The following is a 19234-nucleotide window of genomic DNA, read 5'->3' as shown; positions in this document are numbered from 1 at the left end:
AATGCCGATGACAGTTTCTAAAACACGTGACATGTTGGTGGATGTGGCCAGACAATTGTTTGCCCGCATGGGAGTTGATAACACAACGATGAACGATATTGCACAGGCATCTCGTAAGGGGAGACGTACGCTTTATACATACTTTAAAAGTAAAAACGAGATCTATTTGGCGGTCGTGGAGTCTGAGCTTGACCAGCTTCATAAAATGTTAGTAGACGTAGCCAGTAAGGACTTGCCGGCTGATGAGAAGTTGCTAACGTTTATCTATAGCCGTTTAGATGCGGTGAAGGCGTTAGTGTTTCGGAATGGTACGTTGAGAGCCACCTTTTTCCGTGATATATGGCGAGTGGAGAAAGTCCGTAAAAGTTTCGACCTGCGAGAAGTGGAGATCATAAAGGGTATATTGGATGACGGCGTGAAAGAAGGTATATTCAGCATGCCGGATACGGACATTACTGCCCTGGTGCTTCATCATGCCTTGAAAGGACTGGAGGTGCCCTATATTCGAGGAATCATGGGGGATAATATCAGCCAGCGGATTAAGCGTAGAGATAATGTGATGAATTTAATATTCAACGGAATAAAGATTAAGTAAATCAAAGACACTAAGGAATGTTTATTAATGCGACAGGGTTTTATGTGCCTGAAGAACGGGTAGATAACCAACATTTTCTTGAATTGAACGGATTAACTAGTGAGTGGATTGAGCAACGGACGGGAATTCACACCCGCTCAAAAGCTAAGGAGGAAGAGAATATCAATACCATGAGCCTTGAGGCCGTGAAAGATGCACTTCCCAAATTGCCGTACGATATTACGGAGGTAGACTTGATCGTCTCCGCATCGTATTCTCCGTATGATACAGTTGCGACAGCCGCACATACGGTTCAACATGTGTACACTATCGCTGATGCGAAAGCTTTATATCTATCTTCTGCTTGTTCTTCTTTTTTGAACGCATTGGAGGTTGTGGAGGGGTATTTCGCCATGGGGAAGGCTACCAAGGCTTTGGTGCTTTCTGCCGATAAGAACTCTGCTTATTATAATGAGACGGATCCGAAGGCGGGCCACTTATGGGGGGATGCCGCCGCCGCTTTCTTTATCTCGAAGGAACGGATCGGTGAGGATGACGCTGAGATCATAGAGGTTTACACCCAAGGTCTCGGCTATTTGTCGAAAGCTATGGAGGCGGTTCATCTGCGTCCTCGTGACGGTGGTATCTTGATGCCGGAAGGACGTGACGTATTTATTCAAGCTTGTACGTATATGCCGAAGAATGTTCTTTATTTATTGGAGAAGAACGGCTACACGCTGGATGATCTTACTTATTTTATTGGTCATCAGGCGAATATGCGTATCATGGCGAATATTGCTAAGCAATTGAGCTTGCCGGACGAGAAATTTTTGCATAATATCGAGGAACTGGGAAATACGGGTTCCGTAAGTTCGGCTTTGGTATATGCTCAGAACGATAAAAATTTCAAGAAAGACGATTTGATCGCTATCACGGTATTCGGTGGTGGCTATTCAACGGGAGCTTGCTTGATTAAACATTGATATTAAAAAATTTGAGTAATATGAAACTATTAGAAGGTAAAGTGGCTATCGTAACGGGTGCTGCTCGTGGTATTGGTAAGGCTATCGCCTTGAAGTTTGCCCAAGAGGGCGCTAACATCGCTTTCACGGATTTGGTGATCGATGAGAATGGTTTGGCTACCCAAGCCGAGATCGAGGCTTGTGGTGTGAAGGCTAAGGGGTATGCTTCTAATGCCGCTAATTTTGAGGAGACTCATAACGTTGTTGCAGAGATATTGAAAGACTTCGGACGTATTGATATCTTGGTGAACAATGCCGGTATCACGAAAGACGGTTTGATGATGCGTATGAGTGAGGGACAGTGGGATGCTGTGTTGAACGTGAACTTGAAGTCTGCTTTCAACTTTATCCACGCTTGTACTCCGGTCATGATGAAACAGCGTGCGGGTAGTATTATCAATATGTCTTCTGTCGTAGGTGTTCATGGTAACGCTGGACAAGCGAATTACTCTGCTTCCAAGGCGGGTATGATCGGTTTGGCTAAGTCTGTAGCCCAGGAGCTGGGTTCACGAGGTATCCGTGCGAACGCTATCGCTCCGGGATTCATCATTACGGACATGACCGCCCAGTTGTCTGAGGAAGTACGTGCGGAGTGGTGCAAGAAGATTCCTTTGCGCCGCGGTGGTACGGTCGAGGATGTGGCTAATATCGCTACTTTCTTGGCTTCGGATATGTCTTCTTATGTATCCGGACAGGTGATCCAGGTTGATGGCGGTATGAACATGTAATATGGAGGTTATTTACGAGGATAATCATATTATAGCGGTAGATAAGACCTGCCGTGAGATCGTGCAAGGAGACAAGACGGGCGATAAACCTCTTTCGGAAATGCTGAAGGTATGGTTGAAGGAGAAGTATTGCAAGCCCGGTAATGTTTTTATCGGTGTCACGCATCGTCTGGATCGTCCGGTCAGTGGAGTCGTGATTTTCGCTAAGACAAGCAAGGCCTTGACCCGCTTAAACGAGATGTTTCGCACCGGTGAGGTGAAAAAGACTTACTGGGCGATTGTCAAGAATCGTCCCCCGCAGGAGGAAGGCGAGTTGGTAGACTGGTTAGTGCGGAACGAGAGGCAAAACAAGAGTTATGCGTATGATTCCGAGCGGGCGAATGCCAAGAAAGCCATCCTGCGTTATAAATTGATCGCTCATTCGGATAATTATTATCTGCTGGAGATTGATTTGAAGACAGGACGGCACCATCAGATTCGTTGCCAGTTGGCAAAGATGGGATGTCCGATCAAGGGAGATTTGAAATATGGTTTTGATCGCTCCAATAAGGATGGAGGTATTAGCTTGCATGCCCGTAGCGCAGAGTTTATCCATCCGGTCTCGAAAGAAAACGTGAGGATTGTCGCTCCCGTACCGGATGATAATTTGTGGAGAGCGCTGTCGGGTGATCGATAAGAGAATAGATTAAGGCCTGATATCAGTGAGATCCTTTCGGATGGAAAAATATTTCATTCGGAAGGATTTTTTGTTTTCAACTGTAGATTTCCCCGGTTAGCTGTGGATTTATTCCCCAGCGGGGCACTTCTGGATTTTGGTATAAATGTTAACATAAACGCTATGTGATTTGTTCTAAAGTAAAGTAACGTTAATTATCGATACCTTCGGGGAAAATGGAATGATTCTTTCTTTATTAAATGGCAAATGTGACATAAGTAATTTATATAGGTAGAATGAGCAGGAAAAGACTGGCAAAAGTACAGGTTATCTTGATAGCCCTAGTAGTAGCGATGACGGGTTGCCGCCAAAAGGAGGAGCAACAATTACCCATCGTGATCGTAGACAAACCCTCAAAAGAAGACGTACAGATTTATGGCGAGTACGTGGGACGTATCCGTGCCGCCAGTTTTGTCGAGGTACATGCCCGTGTGGAGGGATTCTTGGAGAAAATGTTGTTTGAAGAAGGTAAGCGGGTGAAGCTGAATGAGCCCCTGTTTATGATTAATCCTGATAAATATCGTGCTAGAGTAGAGAAAGCGAAAGCCCAATTGAAAAAAAATCAAGCTCAAGCGGCCAAGGCGAGACGTGATGTGGAGCGTCTGAAACCCTTGTACGAGCAGCATGCCGCGAGCCAATTGGATTTGGATAACGCTACGGCTGCCCTAGAGGATGCTGAGGCGAATATCGCCATGAGCAAGGCGGATCTGGATCAAGCGGAGATGGAGTTGAGCTATACGGTAGTGACTTCACCTCTGTCTGGATATATAAGTGAGCGTTTTGTGGATGTAGGCGCTTTGGTCGGTCCGGGAGTCAACTCGAAGTTGGCGGCTGTCGTGAAGAGTGATACGGTACTGGTCGATTTTAAGATGACTGCTTTGGATTATTTACGCGCCGAGCGTCGTAACGTGAAATTTGGCGAGCGAGATACGACCCGTTCTTGGCAACCAACCGTGACTGTTACTTTGGCAGATGATTCGGAATATCCGGTAAAAGGTATCGTGGATTTCGCCGATCCGTTGGTAGACCCGAAGACCGGTACGTTCGGAGTGCGTGCAGAACTTGCTAATCCGAACCAGAAATTACTTCCCGGACAGTTCACGAAGGTGAAACTTTTACTAGATGTTCGCGAGCGCTCGATCGTGGTTCCCCGGAAAGCTCTTTCGATCGAGAAAGGAGGAGCGTTTATTTATATCATCCGCAGGGACAATATAGCTGAGAAGCGTTTCGTGCAGACCGGCCCGGAAATCGGTAACAAGGTCGTGATCGAACGCGGTTTGGGTGAGAATGAACGAGTAGTGGTGGAAGGTTATCATAAGTTGGTACCGGGAGTGAAGGCTCATGCGATAGATGCCGATGATGAGAAGGCTATCCAGGCGCTTAGAGAGGAGGAGGAACAATGAGACCGGGATTTTTTATAGACCGTCCAGTCTTTTCGACTGTCTTATCAATCCTGATCGTGATTGTCGGAATCATCGGACTGATATTGTTGCCTGTAGACCAATATCCGCAGATAACCCCCCCCGTGGTGAAGATCAGCGCTACTTATCCGGGAGCGAGTGCCTTGACGGTATCTCAGGCTGTCGCTACCCCGATCGAGCAAGAGCTGAATGGTACGCCGGGTATGATTTATATGCAAAGTAGTAGCTCGAACTCGGGTAACTTGAATATTACAGTGACGTTTGATATATCCGCTGACGCAGATCTGGCGGCTGTTGAGATCCAGAATCGTGTGAAATTGGCCGAGAGCCGTTTGCCCGCCGAGGTAATCCAGAATGGTATCACGATTGAGAAGCAAGCACCCAGCCAGTTGATGACTTTGAGTTTGATGTCGGACGATCCGAAGTTTGACGAGATCTATTTAAGTAATTTTGCCACGATCAATGTATTAGACGTATTACGCCGTATCCCGGGTGTGGGCCGTGTATCGAATATCGGTAGCCGTTATTATGGTATGCAGATCTGGGTATATCCGGATCGGTTGGCCAATATGGGACTGACGGTGAAGGATTTGCAGGATGCTTTAAAAGACCAGAACCGGGAATCGGCGGCGGGCGAGTTGGGTAAGCAGCCTGTGCTGGACGTAGATGTCACCTTGCCAATTACGGCTCCGGGACGTTTGTCTACCGTAAAGGAGTTTGAGGATATCGTGATAAGGGCGAATCCGGATGGTTCGATTGTCCGGATGAGTGATGTGGCCCGTGTATCGCTGGAAGCTTCTTCTTATTCTACGGAGAGTGGAATTAACGGAAAGAATGCCGCTATCTTAGGTATTTATATGCTGCCGGGAGCGAATGCGCTGGAGGTGGCCACGAAGGTGAAAGAGGCGATGACGGAAATCAGCGAGAATTTCCCGGAAGGCTTGGAGTATAATTTCCCGTTTGATATGACGGAGTATATTTCCCAATCCGTGCATGAGGTGTATAAGACCTTGTTCGAAGCTTTGTTCTTGGTAGTTCTCGTGGTATTCTTATCATTGCAGAACTGGCGTGCGGCCTTGATCCCTACAATCGCCGTGCCTATCTCTTTGATCGGTACGTTCGGTTTCATGTTGATCTTTGGTTTCTCGTTGAACATGCTTACTTTACTGGGATTGATTTTGGCGATCGGTATCGTTGTGGACGATGCCATCGTGGTGGTGGAGAATGTGGAGCGTATCATGGCCGAGGAGCGGATGACTGCCCGTGAAGCCACGCATAAGGCGATGCGGGAATTATCCGGAGCTTTGATCGCTACTTCCATGGTATTAGCCGCCGTGTTCGTGCCGGTGAGTTTTTTAGGAGGAATCACGGGCCAGCTATATCGTCAATTCTCTGTTACGATCGTAGTTTCCGTGTTGTTATCCACGGTAGTGGCCTTGACGTTGAGCCCGGCGATGTGTGCTATTATCTTGCGTCCGTCTCATAAGAAGAAACCATTCATCTTTCGCTGGATCAATTTGTGGTTGGCAAAGGGGAATAAGAAATATACGAAACTATTGGGTATCTCTATCTCCAACCCTCGTCGTATCTTGGCGGGGTTTGGTATGGTGTTGGTCGCTATCTTTATCTTAAACCGAGGATTACCTACTAGTTTTATCCCAGAGGAAGACCAGGGTTTTTTCACTGTCGAGCTGGAGATGCCGGAAGGTACTACTTTGGAGCGTACGCGTGCCGTGACAAACCGTGCGATCGAATTCCTCGATCATCATCCGGCGGTGGCCTATGTGCAGAACGTGACGGGTAGCAGCCCTCGTGTCGGGACAAACCAAGGACGAGCTACGCTGACGGTGATACTGAAACCGTGGGAAGAGCGTAAATCCTCCGGTATGAAGGTGGAGGATGTGATGGCCGATGCCCGCCATGAGTTTTATTATTACCCGGAAGCTAAGGCTTATGTGAATCGTCCGCCGGTAATTCCGGGTCTGGGCGAGAGTGGTGGGCTGGAAATGCAGTTGGAGGCCCGGGGAGATGCCAGTTGGGATAATCTGGTGAGTGCCACGGATACATTCCTGCATTACGCTTCGCAAGCGCCAGAGCTTCAAAGCGTGTCGTCTGCCATGCAGAGCGATATACCTCAGTTGTATTTTGACGTAGACCGTGATCAGGCGAAATTCCTCGGTATCCCGTTGTCTGATATCTTCTCTACCATGAAAGCTTATTTGGGTTCCGTATATGTGAACGACTTTAATATGTTCAACCGTATTTACCGTGTATACATCCAAGCGGAAGCTCCTTACCGGGCTACCCGCGATAATCTGGATTTGTTCTTTGTACGTAGCCAGGATGGAGCTATGGTTCCGTTAACAGCCTTGGGCACGACACAATACACGACCGGGCCGGGAACGATTAAGCGTTTCAATATGTTTACCACGGCTTCGATCAATGCCGTAGCTGCTCCGGGGTATAGTACGGGTGAGGCGATGGCGGCGATGGAAAGGATCGCAAGGGAACATCTGCCCGAGAATATCGGTCTGGAATGGAGCGGTCTTTCTTATCAGGAGAAACAGGCCGGTGGACAGACCGGGTTTGTCTTGGCGTTGGTATTCTTATTTGTCTTTTTATTCTTGGCCGCTCAGTATGAGAGCTGGATCGTGCCGATCGCCGTGTTGCTCTCTTTGCCAGTCGCGACCTTGGGCGCTTACTTGGGTATCTGGTTAACTGGATTGGAAAACGATATTTATTTCCAGATCGGTTTGGTTACCTTGATCGGTTTGGCAGCGAAAAACGCTATCTTGATCGTTGAGTTTGCCAAAGTACAAGTTGATAATGGGGTAGATGTGGTAAAAGCCGCTATCCATGCCGCCCAGATGCGTTTCCGTCCGATCTTGATGACCTCGTTGGCTTTCGTGTTGGGTATGCTTCCGATGGTGTTGGCCAGTGGACCGGGCTCGGCTTCCCGCCATAGTATCGGTACGGGTGTGTTCTTTGGTATGTTGGTAGCGATTACGGTCGGTATCGTATTGGTACCTTTCTTCTTTGTCTTGATTTATAAGATAAAAGGTAAAATGCGGATGGTCCATATCGCGAAGCGATAATTTTTGAAACATCTAATTGTAGAGATGGGGCACGCCCTGTCTCCTATAGTCTGAAAGTAAATTGGGATATCTCGTTGAGGGGATAAGACGGGGCATGCTCCGTCTCTACAAATAAAATAGATAATAGTATGAGAAATATATTGATAGTATGCGTGTTTTCTATGCTGGCTTTCTCTTCCTGTAAGATCGGAAAGAGGTATGTACGTCCGGAGCTAAACCTGCCGGATAAGATCGAGGCTTATACGGATACGACTGATACGGCATCTGTGGAGGATATCTCTTGGGAGAGTCTTTACGCCGATGAGACCTTAAAAGATTTGATCAGGAAGGCTTTGGATAATAACAAAGATATGAAGATCGCCGCTGCTAAGGTTAAAGAGATGATCGCGGCTAAGCGGATTTCTTTCGCTAATATGTTGCCGGCGGTAGGCGCAAGTATTTATGCGGAAAAAGAACGTTTGAACTATGGAGGTGATAATCCGAGCCCTGATCCTGAGTTTGGGGCGAAGTTGACTTTGTCTTGGGAATTGGATTTGTGGGGTAATCTTCGTTGGGCGAACGAGGCCACTATCGCTTCTTATATGCAGACTGTAGAGGGCCAGCGTGCTTTGCGATTGACCATCATTGCCGAGGTTGCCGCTAATTATTATCAACTTTGCGCCTTAGATCAAGAATTATCGATTGTGCAACAAACCTTGGAGGCACGTCGTGAAGGAGTTCGCTTGGCAAAACTTCGTTACGAGGGTGGACTTACTTCCGAGACGGCATATAACCAGGCTATGGTGGAGTTGGCTCGTACTGAGACATTGATCCCTTCATTGGAGCGTCAGATCAAGATCAAGGAGAGCGATCTTTGCATGTTGTTGGGCGAATATACGGATGACATTCCTCGTGGCTTGTCTTTGAGCGACCAGCGTTTGCCGGATACCCTACCAGTAGGGTTGCCTTCCTCTTTATTGGAGCGTCGCCCGGATATGCGCCAAGCGGAATTTAAGCTCCGGGCGGCAAATGCCCAAGTAGGTGTAGCGCAGACGGACCTATTCCCGAAGATCCGTTTGACAAGCTATTATGGTTTCGAGAGTAATGAACTAAGCGAAATATTGAAGAGCCCGGCCGGTTTTATCGCTGGAAACTTGTTACAGCCGATCTTTGCCATGGGAAAGAACAAGGCGAAAGTGAAAGCGGCGAAAGCTCGTTATGAGCAAGAGGTATATAGTTATGAGAAGAGCGTATTAGGAGCTTTCAAGGAGGTGAACAACGCTATCGTGACCGTCCGTAAGGTGAAGGAGATCCGTGCCTCCCGCATGAACCTGGAAGCTTCTGCCAGTAAATATCTGGAACTCGCCCAACTGCAATATATCAACGGGGTTATCAGCTATATGGACGTATTGGACGCTCAGCGTGGTTTGCTGGATGCCCAAATTGGTTTGAATGATGCTGTATTGGATGAGCTGCTGTCGGTGGTATACCTGTATAAGGCTTTAGGGGGTGGGTTTTGATAGCATATCCTTCTCATAGAGGAATCTATCTCAATGGAATGCCCCGTAAATCAATGGAATCCACTTCGTATTCCATTGATTTACGGGGCATATTTCATTCGCTTTTTAATTGTGTATCAAGTAAAATATCAACCTCTTGCTTTAATGAAAGCAGATGGTTGACAACAATACTCCAAAGAATATCAACAGATAGACTGTCATAACCATGTATGAATGTAATAACGGGCATCCACTATCTTTCGGGAATTGGTGATCGGGATTAAAGTTCATATATTGCGAAAATCTAAAAATAGGAGACAAACACAGAAACGCAAACTTAGAAAAATTATTACCATGTTAATGCAGGTAAGCGTTATTGTCATCATACCGTTCGGAAGCTACCAAAAGAAAGTTGATAGGCATGAAGTTCTTTAAGCGTTTTAAATACATCTTTATTGATCCTGAGCGGAAAATGGTATCTTGTTATGGGTACAAAACAAGGAGATCATGCCGGCGAAGTATAAGCGATAATGAGAAAATTCTCCTTATCTTCGCGCTCATATAAATAATCAGAGATAGAATGCCATTAAATTTACAAAAGAACTTACCGGCTATCGAGCTGCTGAAGAAGGAACATATCTTCGTAATGGATTCCTTGCGTGCGTCGGAGCAGGATATCCGCCCCCTTCGGGTAGTCGTATTGAATTTGATGCCCCTTAAGATAACGACCGAGACGGACTTGGTTCGCCTCCTCAGTAATACACCTCTGCAAGTGGAACTTGATTTCATGAAGATCAAGGGACATACGCCGAAGAATACGCCTATCGAGCATATGCAAGAGTTTTATAAGGACTTCGATGAGATGGCGGATGATTTCTACGACGGGATGATCGTGACGGGCGCTCCCGTGGAACAGATGCCTTTCGAGGAGGTTAGTTACTGGGAGGAGATCACGCAGATCTTCGATTGGGCCCGTACGCACGTTACCTCCACGCTGTATATCTGCTGGGCGGCGCAAGCGGGGCTATATCATTTCTATGGGGTACCTAAATATGATTTGCCGGCCAAGATGTTCGGTGTCTTCCGTCATTCGCTCCGGGAACCGTTTGTCCCGATCTTCCGAGGATTCGATGATGAGTTCTTCGTGCCCCATAGCCGTCATACCGAGATTCGCCGGGAGGACATCATGAAGGTGCCTGAGCTGACCCTATTGTCCGAGAGCGAGGAATCCGGCGTTTATATGGCGATGGCTCGTGGCGGGCGTGAGTTTTTCATCACCGGACATTCCGAGTATTCGCCTTATACGCTGAATGATGAGTATATGCGTGATTTGGGGAAGGGACTGCCCATCAACAAGCCTCGTAATTATTACCGGAATAACGATCCGGCGCAAGGTCCGGTGGTACGTTGGCGGGGACATGCGAACCTGCTGTTCACCAATTGGTTGAACTATTACGTATACCAAGAGACCCCGTTCTGCCGGGAAGATATTAAAAAACTAGGAAGCTTGTAATGAGAAAAGAACCCCGTTCGATAGAACTGTTATCTCCCGCTAAGGATCTGATTTGCGGTAGGGAGGCGATTAACCATGGCGCTGATGCCGTGTATATCGGCGCCCCGAAGTTCGGAGCTCGTGCCGCCGCTGGTAATACGCTGGACGATATACGGCAGCTTTGCGATTACGCCCATCTCTATTCGGCTCGTATTTACGTGGCTTTGAACACTATCTTGAAAGAAAACGAGCTAGCTGAGGCCGAGCAGATGATCTGGCAGCTTTATGAAGCCGGGGCAGATGCCTTGATCATTCAAGACATGGGTATCACCCGGTTGAATCTTCCACCCATTCCCTTGCATGCCAGTACGCAAACGGATAACCGTACGCCGGAGAAAGTGAGATTCCTGCAAGAAGTCGGTTTCACGCAAGTTGTATTGGCGAGGGAACTATCGCTGAACCAGATACGGGAGATCGCCGAGCGAACGACCGTGCCTCTGGAGATTTTTGTGCATGGGGCGCTATGCGTGAGTTATAGCGGCCAATGTTACTTGAGCGCCGCTTTGAGCGGACGAAGCGCTAACCGGGGGGAATGCGCCCAGTATTGCCGCCTGCCTTATAGCTTGATCGATGCGGACGGGAAGGAGATCGTATCGGGTAAGCACCTCTTATCCTTGAAGGATATGAACCGGGGCGAATACCTGGAGGAATTGCTGGATGCCGGCGTCTCTTCCTTGAAGATCGAGGGGCGTTTGAAGGACGTATCTTACGTGAAAAACGTAACGGCTTGGTACCGGAAGAAACTGGACGCTATCTTGGCTCGTCGGCCGGAATACCGTCGTGCCTCGGCGGGGCATAGCACGTACACGTTCCAGCCCGTGGTGGAGAAAAGCTTCAACCGGGGTTTCACGCCTTTCTTATGGAAGGAACGCACGAAAGATATCACCAGTTTTGATACGCCTAAATCCTTGGGGGAACCGGTAGGCACGGTGAAAGAGCTGAAAGGAAACTCTTTTACGATCGCCGGACTGAAACAATTGAATAATGGAGACGGTCTTACCTTTTTTAACGAGAAAGGGGAGTTGGAGGGTTTCCGGGTAAACCGTGTGGAGGCGAACCGGATCTTTACGCTGGATCGCCCGGCGATCCGTCCGAAGATGCCTTTGTTCCGGAATTTCGATCAAGAGTTTGATAAACTGCTATCCAAGCCATCTGCCGAGAGAAAGCTCTCTGTCCGGATGGAATTTCAAGATAACGCCTTTGGTTTTACGTTGAGTATGACGGACGAGACCGGAGCTCGTATCATGCTCACCCAGCCGTTCGAGAAAGAACCGGCACGGCGGGATCAGGTGGAGAATATCCGTACCCAGCTTTCTAAGTTGGGGAATACGCCTTTCGAGGCTTCGGAAGTTGCCGTGGCGATGTCCGACAATTGGTTTGTTCCTTCTTCTTTATTGGCAGAGATGCGTAGGCAAGGGGTAGAAAGGCTTATTTCTGCCCGTAGGATTCGTTACCGCAGGGAAGAGGTTCGTCCGATAAAGCCGTGCGTAGGCGAGGCATCGGAAATCCCTTTCCCCGAGAAACAGTTGACTTATTTAGGGAATGTCTCCAATAGCAAGGCCGGCGTCTTTTATAAATCGCATGGCGTGACCGTCGTGGAAGAGGCTTTCGAGTTGTCTCCCCGTAAGGATGTCCCCTTGATGTTCACGAAACATTGCCTGCGGTACAGTATGGGGTGGTGCCCTACTTACCAGAAACAGAAGTCTCCCTATAAGGAGCCTTACTTCCTGCGCTATAAGGAGACGCTCTTGCGTTTGTGTTTCGACTGCAAGAATTGCCAGATGTTGATCTATGCGGAGGAATAACCGACTTTGTAACTACTTAATCCGATAAATAAAACAGGTATGAAACGACAACTTTTTGCGCTGTTCCTGCTCTTGCTCACGTTGGTAGCTTGTGGGGATAAGCCTTTGGATCCGAATAAACCCGTATATGTGAAAATCAAGACGACGAAGGGAGACATCACCGTCCTGTTATACGATGATACGCCTCTTCACCGGGATAACTTTATCAAGCTTTGCCAGTCGAACGAGTATGAGGGCATGCTTTTCCACCGTGTTATCAAGGAGTTTGTCGTGCAAGGGGGTGACCCGGAGAGTAAGGCGCATGAGCCGGGTGCCTTGTATGGGGATGGCAATGGTGGTTATACCGTTCCCGCCGAAATATTGCCCAATCATTTTAATAAGAAAGGCGCATTGATCGACGCGAAAGAGATCGATGCCGTGAATCCGGAACGTGCCTCTGCCGGTACGCAATTCTGCTTTGTGCAAGGGAAAGTATTGGACGACAAGGAACTTGCGGAGAAAGAGGCCCGTATCAATGAGATACGACGGAACTGGTTGTACTATAAATTCCGGGATGAGCTGAAAAAGCAAGATCCTTCCTTGGCCGCCGATTCCTTGGAGAATGAGTTGCATGCCCGTGCGTCCATCTTGGTAGAGGATACGCTGGCGGTATTAGGCCCGGTGGTGATTCCTGCCGAACGGCGTGAGGTTTATAAGACGATCGGTGGTGTCCCGCATCTGGATGGTTCGGTAACGATCTTTGGCGAGGTAGTGGAAGGTTTCGATATCGTAGAGAAGATCTCCGTGGTGAAGACGGATAAGAACGATCGTCCTTTGCGTGACGTGATGATTAAATCGACGAAGGTTTTCCAGAAATAATAACAATGCCCATTCTAAGGTGCTTACGATGCCTATTCTAAGGAGCTTACAATAGGCATTCGTATTCCCTTGGAATGGGTATTGTTGAAACCGCCGGATAACTCTTGTTTTACGATGCTAATTGTTAGTTAATTATACAAAAAGCCTTATTGGTTATACTTGGCTTTCGAGCCATTCCAGATATTTCTTTACTCCTTCTGTATCTTCCGCTTCAGGACTCCAAGACGCTAGATTCTCCGGTGCCAACGGTGCGAACGGCCCTTGTTTTATCTCATAAATAACCGATCCGGATTCCAGTACCAGAAGCCCGTGCCATGTCCCGGCCTTGATTTCCGCTCCATAAGCGCCTTCCCTTGGATTCAGTATCGTTTTTTCCGTGATATTTCCTTCCTCGTCAAACAAGAATACCGCTACCTTCCCACGTAGCAACAAGAAGATCTCGTCTTTCGCCGGATTCAAATGCTGGTGCGGGCGTAAATACGTTCCAGGCTCCATGGCATTCAGTAATCGATTGATCGGATCATCCAATCTCTCATGGAAATTATAGTTCATTCGCAAGCGGGGAGACTGCAAGGCTTTGGCTTGGGTCTCGTCGAGTAATTGTTCGTTGATTATCTTCATCTCTGTATCCTTTTGTGTTTAGAGCTACGAATATACGAAATATTTGTTGCTCAGTATCTGATATTCCTTACCTTTGCGCCTCGATGATACGTATTCTCGAGTCTGAAAATTAAGTATTTATGTTATTTAATTCAATAGAGTTCCTTATATTCCTGCCATTGGTCTTCTTTGCTTACTGGTTTGTTTTCAAGTCTTTGCGGTGGCAAAATCTATTTGTGGTAGCGGTGAGTTATCTGTTTTACGGATGGTGGGATTGGCGCTTTTTGCTACTGATCCTATTTACATCGTTATGTAGCTTCTTGAGTGGATTCTATTTGGAGAAATACTCCGGTAATCGATCCGTCCGAAAGTGGATAAGTGCCGGTAATATTTTACTTAACCTTTCAATCTTGGGAATATTTAAGTACTTTGATTTCTTTACCGAGAATTTGGTGAATGTTCTTCATCTGTTGAGCTGGGATGCCGATTACGTGACCTTGAATATCTTACTTCCTGTCGGGATCAGCTTTTATACGTTTCAGGCCTTGAGCTACACGATTGATGTTTACCAGGGTAAAATCAAGGCAACTCGTGATATCGTGGCATTCTTCGCTTATATCAGTTTCTTTCCCCAATTAGTGGCAGGTCCGATAGAACGGGCTACCCATCTGTTGCCTCAGTTTCTGCGGCCTCGTAATTTCGATTGTGATCTGGCGTTGGATGGTATACGCCAGATACTTTGGGGTTTTTTCAAGAAAGTGGTGGTTGCCGATAACTGCGCTTTGTTCGTGAACGGTGTGTTTGATAATTACCAGACGTTGGATGGGAGTACCTTGTTTCTGGGGGCTTTCTTCTTCACGATACAGATTTACGGGGATTTTTCCGGATATTCGGACATAGCGATCGGCTGTGCCCGGTTATTTGGTATAGACCTTATGCAGAACTTTAAATATCCTTATTTCTCCCGGGATATAGCGGAGTTTTGGCGGCGTTGGCATATCTCGTTGACAACTTGGTTCCGGGATTATATCTATATACCGTTAGGAGGAAGCCGGGGTGGAAAATGGAAGAGCTTCCGGAATACCCTTGCTATTTTCTTGGTGAGTGGATTCTGGCACGGGGCTAACTGGACTTTTATGGTATGGGGTGCGTATCATGCGTTGTTATTTCTGCCATTGCTGTTGTTGGGACAAAATAGGAGGTATAGAGATTCCGTGGCAGAGGACAGTTTCCTTCCCTCTGTAAAGGAATTGACACAGATGGGAGTTACGTTTCTGCTGGTCTTATTGGGATGGATTCTGTTCCGGTCGGAAGATATATCGCAAGCGGTTATCTATTTTGAACGGATGTTCGATACTTCATTATTCTCGGTTCCTCAATTTACGGGCTTGGGATTCGGGCAACTCCTGCTGAAGAAATGTTTCTTTTTCACGACTCTTATGTTCGCTGTGGAATGGATCGGCCGAAAACAAGCGCATGGGTTGGTGATAGAGGGCCTGAGCCTTCCGGTTAGATATGTTATCTATACGGTATTGTTGATTATCATCTATGGTTTCGATGCTAGTAATCCACAAGGTTTTATTTATTTTCAATTCTGATAAGTATGAGAAGGTTCTTTGTCGCTATATTCCGGTATTTAGGGGTGGTAGGATGTTTAGGGTTGCTTAGTTGCCTGTTGATCCGCTCTTATTTTCATATGAGCATACCCGATTTTAAGAGTGATCCGGAAGTGGAGGTATTGATTTTGGGAGACTCTCATCCTCTGCATTCGATATCTGCCGCTCTATTGGGTAAATCTAGGAATGACGCTAAATCCAGTGAGAATTATTTCAATACTTATATCGACTTATGTTTGGAAATGCCCTTTCTTCCCCATTTAAAAACCGTGATATTAGGTATAGGTTATCATACGTTTACCGTGGCTGATGATTTGTATCAGGATGAGTTCCCGGCTTATATGTCTATTTATCCCCGTTTGAAGGAACGAGACGATTTGCGCCCTTTGGCACAGGAGGTCGTTTCTTCAGTAACCCGCAGGGAAGTCATGTATTCATATGAATTTGGCATTCCATTCAAAAGTTGTGTGGCTGAGATTAAAAAGAATGTGATCGAGTGTCTTTTCACGGAGACGACCGGGGGGACACTTGATGTTATTATTGACCGTCATTATTATGATAACAAGAGTGCGTGTTTATTGCCATCTTCTTTTCAACAAGGGATGTTGAGACGAATCGTAGAGGAATGCAAGAAACGGAATCTGTCTCTTATTTTGTATAATGCCCCTGTTTCAACTCAATATATGGAACGGGTTCCTCAGAGTTATCGACGGTTGACAGATTCTTTGGCTCGGGAATACGTAGATGATAGAATGGTCTTTTATTTGAATTATACAGCAGCGTCACTTCCAGACTCTTGCTATAGAGACGCTGATCATTTGAATGAAATCGGTATTAATAAATTTACTCCATTCTTAAAAGATACCCTGACATGTTTGGGGATAATTGCGGAATAGTTTTTGTATATTTGTGAAATAAACGATCGAATTAGTATACTACATGAAAGGATATTCGCTTTATATATTGGTTCTGCTATCCCTTATTTTCTGTTTTGCTTGTTCTTCCGGTAAAAAAGAAAAGAAATATACAATAGGAGTGTCTCAGTGCTTGATGACAGATGTCTGGCGGCAATCTATGATAAGTGATATGGAGGTGGAGGCTCTGAATCATTCGGAGATCAACTTGATCGTAAAAGATGCCGCTCAGGATAATGATACGCAAATCCGTCAAATAAAGAGCTTTATTAAGAAGAAGGTAGATTTGCTGATAATATCGCCGAATGAAACGGGGCCGATTACGCCTGTGGCTGTCGAGGCGTATCGGGCTGGCATCCCCACGATCATATTAGACCGGAAAATCAACAGCGATGAGTATACTACATATATAGGAGCGGATAATTACGAGATTGGCCGTTCGATAGGAATGTATATCAGCTCATTAATCAAGGATGAGACTACGATTTTGGAGATATGGGGGCAGAGAGGTTCTTCCTCGGCGATAGAAAGGCATCAAGGTTTTGTTGATGCGATGTCTATAGACCCGAACGTGAATATCCGGGAATTGGATGGGGGTTGGTATAAAGAGAATGCCTATGAGGGGGTCTTGAGTATGGATTCTATAGAGGATGTCGATATCGTTTTCGCCCATAATGATATGATGGCTTTGGGTGCTCGTGAGGCGATTGAGAAACGGGATTCAGCCTTGGTGAATCATGTGGAATTTATTGGAGTGGATGGTCTCTTGGGAGAAGGATTGGGAGTGGAAGCTGTCGCACAAGGCAAACTGGATGCGTCTTTTTATTATCCGACAGGTGGTGGGCTTGCGGTTAAAGTAGCTTGGCAAATCTTAAGTGGACAGGCTTATACGAAAAAGTATGCGTTAAGTACCGCTATGATTGATAAGACCAACGCCGGTACTCTTTATTTACAGTCAGACCGGTTGGTGGAATATCAACGCCAGATAGAGAAACAGCGTGCGAATTTGTCGCGATTGCTCTCAAAGTATAACTTTCTCTATAGTTCCCTGATCATTATCTTGATATTGACATTTCTATTGGGAGGATCGGCTGTTTACATGGTTTATATAAATCGTAAGGTACGCCAGAAGAATCGTTTGCTGAACGAAAGGAATCGTTTGGTGCAGCGACAAAAGGAGGAACTCTCGGAAGCGAACCGGCGCATTGAGCAAGTCACGGCTCAGAAATTGCAGTTTTTCACGAATGTATCCCATGAGATAAAGACTCCTTTGACCTTGATTCTCGGTCCTCTGAATAAAATGGCACAAGATGCGCCGGTGGGGGCTTTCACGGATGATATCCGTATTGTTAGAAAGAATGCGGAACGTTTGAAACGTGTGATCGACCAACTGTTGGATTTTCGGAAGATAGAGAATAATAAGATGGGATTACGGGTGACTAAAACTGATTTGGTCTTTTTTATCCAAGAGGTGAAGTCTTATTTCAGTAATATGGCCCAGAGTAAACAGATTGATTATACCTTTCAGCACGATATGGACTCTCTTTTTGTTTGGGTGGATACAGACAAGATGGAAAAAATATTAACGAACTTACTTTCGAACGCTTTTAAGTTTACTCCGGAACAGGGAAAGATCACGATTCGTTTGCGAGAAGAGGAGGCAGAGGTCGTTTTATCGGTTGAAGATAATGGAGAGGGTATTCCTCCGGAGAATATGGCCTTTGTATTCGAGCGCTTTTTTACAAGTGGGCAAAACTATGCTCCGGGAACAGGTATCGGATTGCATTTGACACGAGAATTTGTCCTCATGCACAAAGGTTCTATCCAAGTGGAAAGCGAACAAGGAAAACAGACGGTCTTTACTGTTCGTATCCCGAAAGGTAAATCACATTTTGACGAATCTTGTGTATTTATATCGAGTGCGACAGAATTGTCCTCTGGTGTAGCCCATTTGGATGTATCTCAAGTTCAGGAAACGTTGAGTAAAAAATATGATTATACGATCTTGGTCGTTGAGGATGATCGGGATATCTGTGCTTATTTACAGCATGAGTTATCTGAGAACTTTCGTGTACTCGTATCAGAGAATGGTGCCAAGGCCTTGGATGTCCTATTGAGAGAGAATGTATCATTGATTATCAGTGATGTGATGATGCCGGAGATGAATGGATTCGAGCTTTGCCGCCGGGTTAAGTCGGATATGGCTCTCAGTCATATCCCGGTAATCTTGCTTACCGCTCTTTCGGATGATAATCAACGTTTGTATGGTTTTGAAGGAGGGGCGGATGAATATATTCAGAAACCGTTCAATATCGAGATCGTGAAATTGCGTATCATTAAAATACTGGAAGAACGTAATCGTCTGCGAGAGGTCTTCTTGAGAGAATCCCAATCTCCTGCGGATATCTCTTTCGAGACAATGGGAAAAGTGGAGAGCATGGACGACTTGTTTATGCGAAAGTTTATCGCTTTGATAGAAGAGAATTATAGCGATCCGGATTTCAGTATAGAGAAAGGTAGCGAGAAACTAGGCCTGTCTCGTGTGCATTTATATCGGAAAGTGAAGGAACTATCAGGGATCACCCCTACGGATTTCTTACGTAATTATCGTTTGAAAAGGGCTTCCGCTCTCTTGAGGCAAAGATCCGGTACGATTAGCGAGGTCGCTTTCGCTACAGGGTTTGGTTCTCCGGCATATTTCTCTAAATGTTTTAAAGCTGTTTATAATATAACGCCAACCGAGTTTATAGAGTCCTTATAGAAACAAATGAGGGCTGGTATAAATGTTACATGCGTGTAACATCTGTTATTGCCTTTTGAGAATAAATACTTTATGTAACCTATGTAATTTATCTT

General features: G+C 46.2%; 14 protein-coding genes and 1 pseudogene. 13 read left to right on the top strand and 2 right to left on the bottom strand.

Features of this window, described 5'->3' with window-relative positions:
• Position 1: 1 nt before the first annotated feature.
• The 7 genes from Q0110_RS11295 to Q0110_RS11265 all read left to right on the top strand — a co-directional run bounded on the left by Q0110_RS11295 (position 2) and on the right by Q0110_RS11265 (position 9054).
• Entirely contained in the window at positions 2 to 595 is a 594-nt protein-coding gene (locus Q0110_RS11295) for a TetR/AcrR family transcriptional regulator (protein WP_005855975.1), read from the top strand.
• A 17-nt stretch (positions 596 to 612) separates the two neighbouring features.
• Complete coding sequence (locus Q0110_RS11290; RefSeq protein WP_297906252.1) at positions 613 to 1557, top strand: ketoacyl-ACP synthase III; 945 nt, start codon at positions 613 to 615, stop codon at positions 1555 to 1557.
• A gap of 20 nt (positions 1558 to 1577) precedes the next feature.
• Positions 1578 to 2324, top strand: a complete 747-nt coding sequence (fabG, locus tag Q0110_RS11285; RefSeq protein ID WP_297906251.1) for a 3-oxoacyl-[acyl-carrier-protein] reductase — start codon at positions 1578 to 1580, stop codon at positions 2322 to 2324.
• Position 2325: 1 nt separating this feature from the next.
• On the top strand, positions 2326 to 3000 hold the full coding sequence (locus Q0110_RS11280; protein ID WP_297906250.1) for an RluA family pseudouridine synthase: 675 nt from the start codon (positions 2326 to 2328) through the stop codon (positions 2998 to 3000).
• 275 nt (positions 3001 to 3275) lie between these two features.
• Positions 3276 to 4442: an efflux RND transporter periplasmic adaptor subunit gene (locus tag Q0110_RS11275; protein ID WP_297906249.1), complete on the top strand. Its 1167-nt coding sequence runs from the start codon at positions 3276 to 3278 to the stop codon at positions 4440 to 4442.
• Positions 4439 to 7555 (top strand): multidrug efflux RND transporter permease subunit, encoded by a 3117-nt coding sequence (locus Q0110_RS11270; RefSeq protein ID WP_297906248.1) that lies wholly within the window; start codon positions 4439 to 4441, stop codon positions 7553 to 7555. Before Q0110_RS11275 ends, Q0110_RS11270 begins: the two co-directional genes overlap by 4 nt.
• A 128-nt stretch (positions 7556 to 7683) precedes the next feature.
• Positions 7684 to 9054, top strand: a complete 1371-nt coding sequence (locus tag Q0110_RS11265) for an efflux transporter outer membrane subunit (RefSeq protein WP_297906247.1) — start codon at positions 7684 to 7686, stop codon at positions 9052 to 9054.
• A gap of 94 nt (positions 9055 to 9148) precedes the next feature.
• Here Q0110_RS11265 and Q0110_RS18325 read toward each other — a convergent pair.
• Positions 9149 to 9314, bottom strand: a pseudogene (locus Q0110_RS18325) (HepT-like ribonuclease domain-containing protein); the annotation flags it as partial.
• 299 nt (positions 9315 to 9613) lie between these two features.
• On the opposite strand from Q0110_RS18325, the gene metA reads away from it, so the two are divergent.
• Genes metA through Q0110_RS11250 form a run of 3 tightly spaced genes read left to right on the top strand, consistent with a single transcriptional unit; the run spans position 9614 to position 13248 of the window.
• Positions 9614 to 10546: a homoserine O-succinyltransferase gene (gene metA / locus Q0110_RS11260; RefSeq protein WP_297906246.1), complete on the top strand. Its 933-nt coding sequence runs from the start codon at positions 9614 to 9616 to the stop codon at positions 10544 to 10546.
• Positions 10546 to 12390 (top strand): U32 family peptidase, encoded by a 1845-nt coding sequence (locus tag Q0110_RS11255; RefSeq protein WP_297906245.1) that lies wholly within the window; start codon positions 10546 to 10548, stop codon positions 12388 to 12390. The genes metA and Q0110_RS11255 overlap by 1 nt, the downstream gene beginning before the upstream one ends.
• A gap of 39 nt (positions 12391 to 12429) precedes the next feature.
• Positions 12430 to 13248 carry a peptidylprolyl isomerase gene (locus tag Q0110_RS11250; protein ID WP_297906244.1) on the top strand — a complete coding sequence of 273 codons (819 nt, stop codon included), beginning with the start codon at positions 12430 to 12432 and terminating at the stop codon, positions 13246 to 13248.
• A gap of 153 nt (positions 13249 to 13401) precedes the next feature.
• On the opposite strand, the gene Q0110_RS11245 is transcribed toward Q0110_RS11250, so the two are convergent.
• A complete protein-coding gene (locus tag Q0110_RS11245; RefSeq protein ID WP_297906243.1) occupies positions 13402 to 13869 on the bottom strand; it encodes a WbuC family cupin fold metalloprotein in 468 nt (155 codons plus the stop codon).
• A 119-nt stretch (positions 13870 to 13988) separates the two neighbouring features.
• Here Q0110_RS11245 and Q0110_RS11240 point away from each other — a divergent pair, with 119 nt between their 5' ends.
• Genes Q0110_RS11240 through Q0110_RS11230 form a run of 3 tightly spaced genes read left to right on the top strand, consistent with a single transcriptional unit; the run spans position 13989 to position 19139 of the window.
• On the top strand, positions 13989 to 15446 hold the full coding sequence (locus tag Q0110_RS11240; protein WP_297906242.1) for an MBOAT family O-acyltransferase: 1458 nt from the start codon (positions 13989 to 13991) through the stop codon (positions 15444 to 15446).
• Positions 15447 to 15451: 5 nt separating this feature from the next.
• On the top strand, positions 15452 to 16360 hold the full coding sequence (locus tag Q0110_RS11235) for a hypothetical protein (protein ID WP_297906241.1): 909 nt from the start codon (positions 15452 to 15454) through the stop codon (positions 16358 to 16360).
• Between the two features lie 43 nt (positions 16361 to 16403).
• Positions 16404 to 19139, top strand: a complete 2736-nt coding sequence (locus Q0110_RS11230; protein WP_297906240.1) for a substrate-binding domain-containing protein — start codon at positions 16404 to 16406, stop codon at positions 19137 to 19139.
• Positions 19140 to 19234: the final 95 nt, after the last annotated feature.

The sequence above is a fragment of the uncultured Parabacteroides sp. genome (genome assembly GCF_947855115.1).
Lineage (GTDB): Bacteria > Bacteroidota > Bacteroidia > Bacteroidales > Tannerellaceae > Parabacteroides.
This window is presented reverse-complemented; position numbering and strand designations above follow the sequence as displayed.

Bases quoted from the DNA above. Each gene is read 5' to 3' on its own strand.
- Q0110_RS11230 (WP_297906240.1), top strand. From the start codon at position 16,404: ATGAAAGGATATTCGCTTTATATATTGGTTCTGCTATCCCTTATTTTC.
- Q0110_RS11250 (WP_297906244.1), top strand. From the start codon at position 12,430: ATGAAACGACAACTTTTTGCGCTGTTCCTGCTCTTGCTCACGTTGGTA.
- Q0110_RS11240 (WP_297906242.1), top strand. From the start codon at position 13,989: ATGTTATTTAATTCAATAGAGTTCCTTATATTCCTGCCATTGGTCTTC.
- Q0110_RS11270 (WP_297906248.1), top strand. From the start codon at position 4,439: ATGAGACCGGGATTTTTTATAGACCGTCCAGTCTTTTCGACTGTCTTA.
- Q0110_RS11280 (WP_297906250.1), top strand. From the start codon at position 2,326: ATGGAGGTTATTTACGAGGATAATCATATTATAGCGGTAGATAAGACC.
- Q0110_RS11235 (WP_297906241.1), top strand. From the start codon at position 15,452: ATGAGAAGGTTCTTTGTCGCTATATTCCGGTATTTAGGGGTGGTAGGA.
- Q0110_RS11245 (WP_297906243.1), bottom strand. From the start codon at position 13,869: ATGAAGATAATCAACGAACAATTACTCGACGAGACCCAAGCCAAAGCC.
- Q0110_RS11275 (WP_297906249.1), top strand. From the start codon at position 3,276: ATGAGCAGGAAAAGACTGGCAAAAGTACAGGTTATCTTGATAGCCCTA.
- fabG (WP_297906251.1), top strand. From the start codon at position 1,578: ATGAAACTATTAGAAGGTAAAGTGGCTATCGTAACGGGTGCTGCTCGT.
- Q0110_RS11295 (WP_005855975.1), top strand. From the start codon at position 2: ATGCCGATGACAGTTTCTAAAACACGTGACATGTTGGTGGATGTGGCC.
- Q0110_RS11255 (WP_297906245.1), top strand. From the start codon at position 10,546: ATGAGAAAAGAACCCCGTTCGATAGAACTGTTATCTCCCGCTAAGGAT.
- Q0110_RS11290 (WP_297906252.1), top strand. From the start codon at position 613: ATGTTTATTAATGCGACAGGGTTTTATGTGCCTGAAGAACGGGTAGAT.
- Q0110_RS11265 (WP_297906247.1), top strand. From the start codon at position 7,684: ATGAGAAATATATTGATAGTATGCGTGTTTTCTATGCTGGCTTTCTCT.
- metA (WP_297906246.1), top strand. From the start codon at position 9,614: ATGCCATTAAATTTACAAAAGAACTTACCGGCTATCGAGCTGCTGAAG.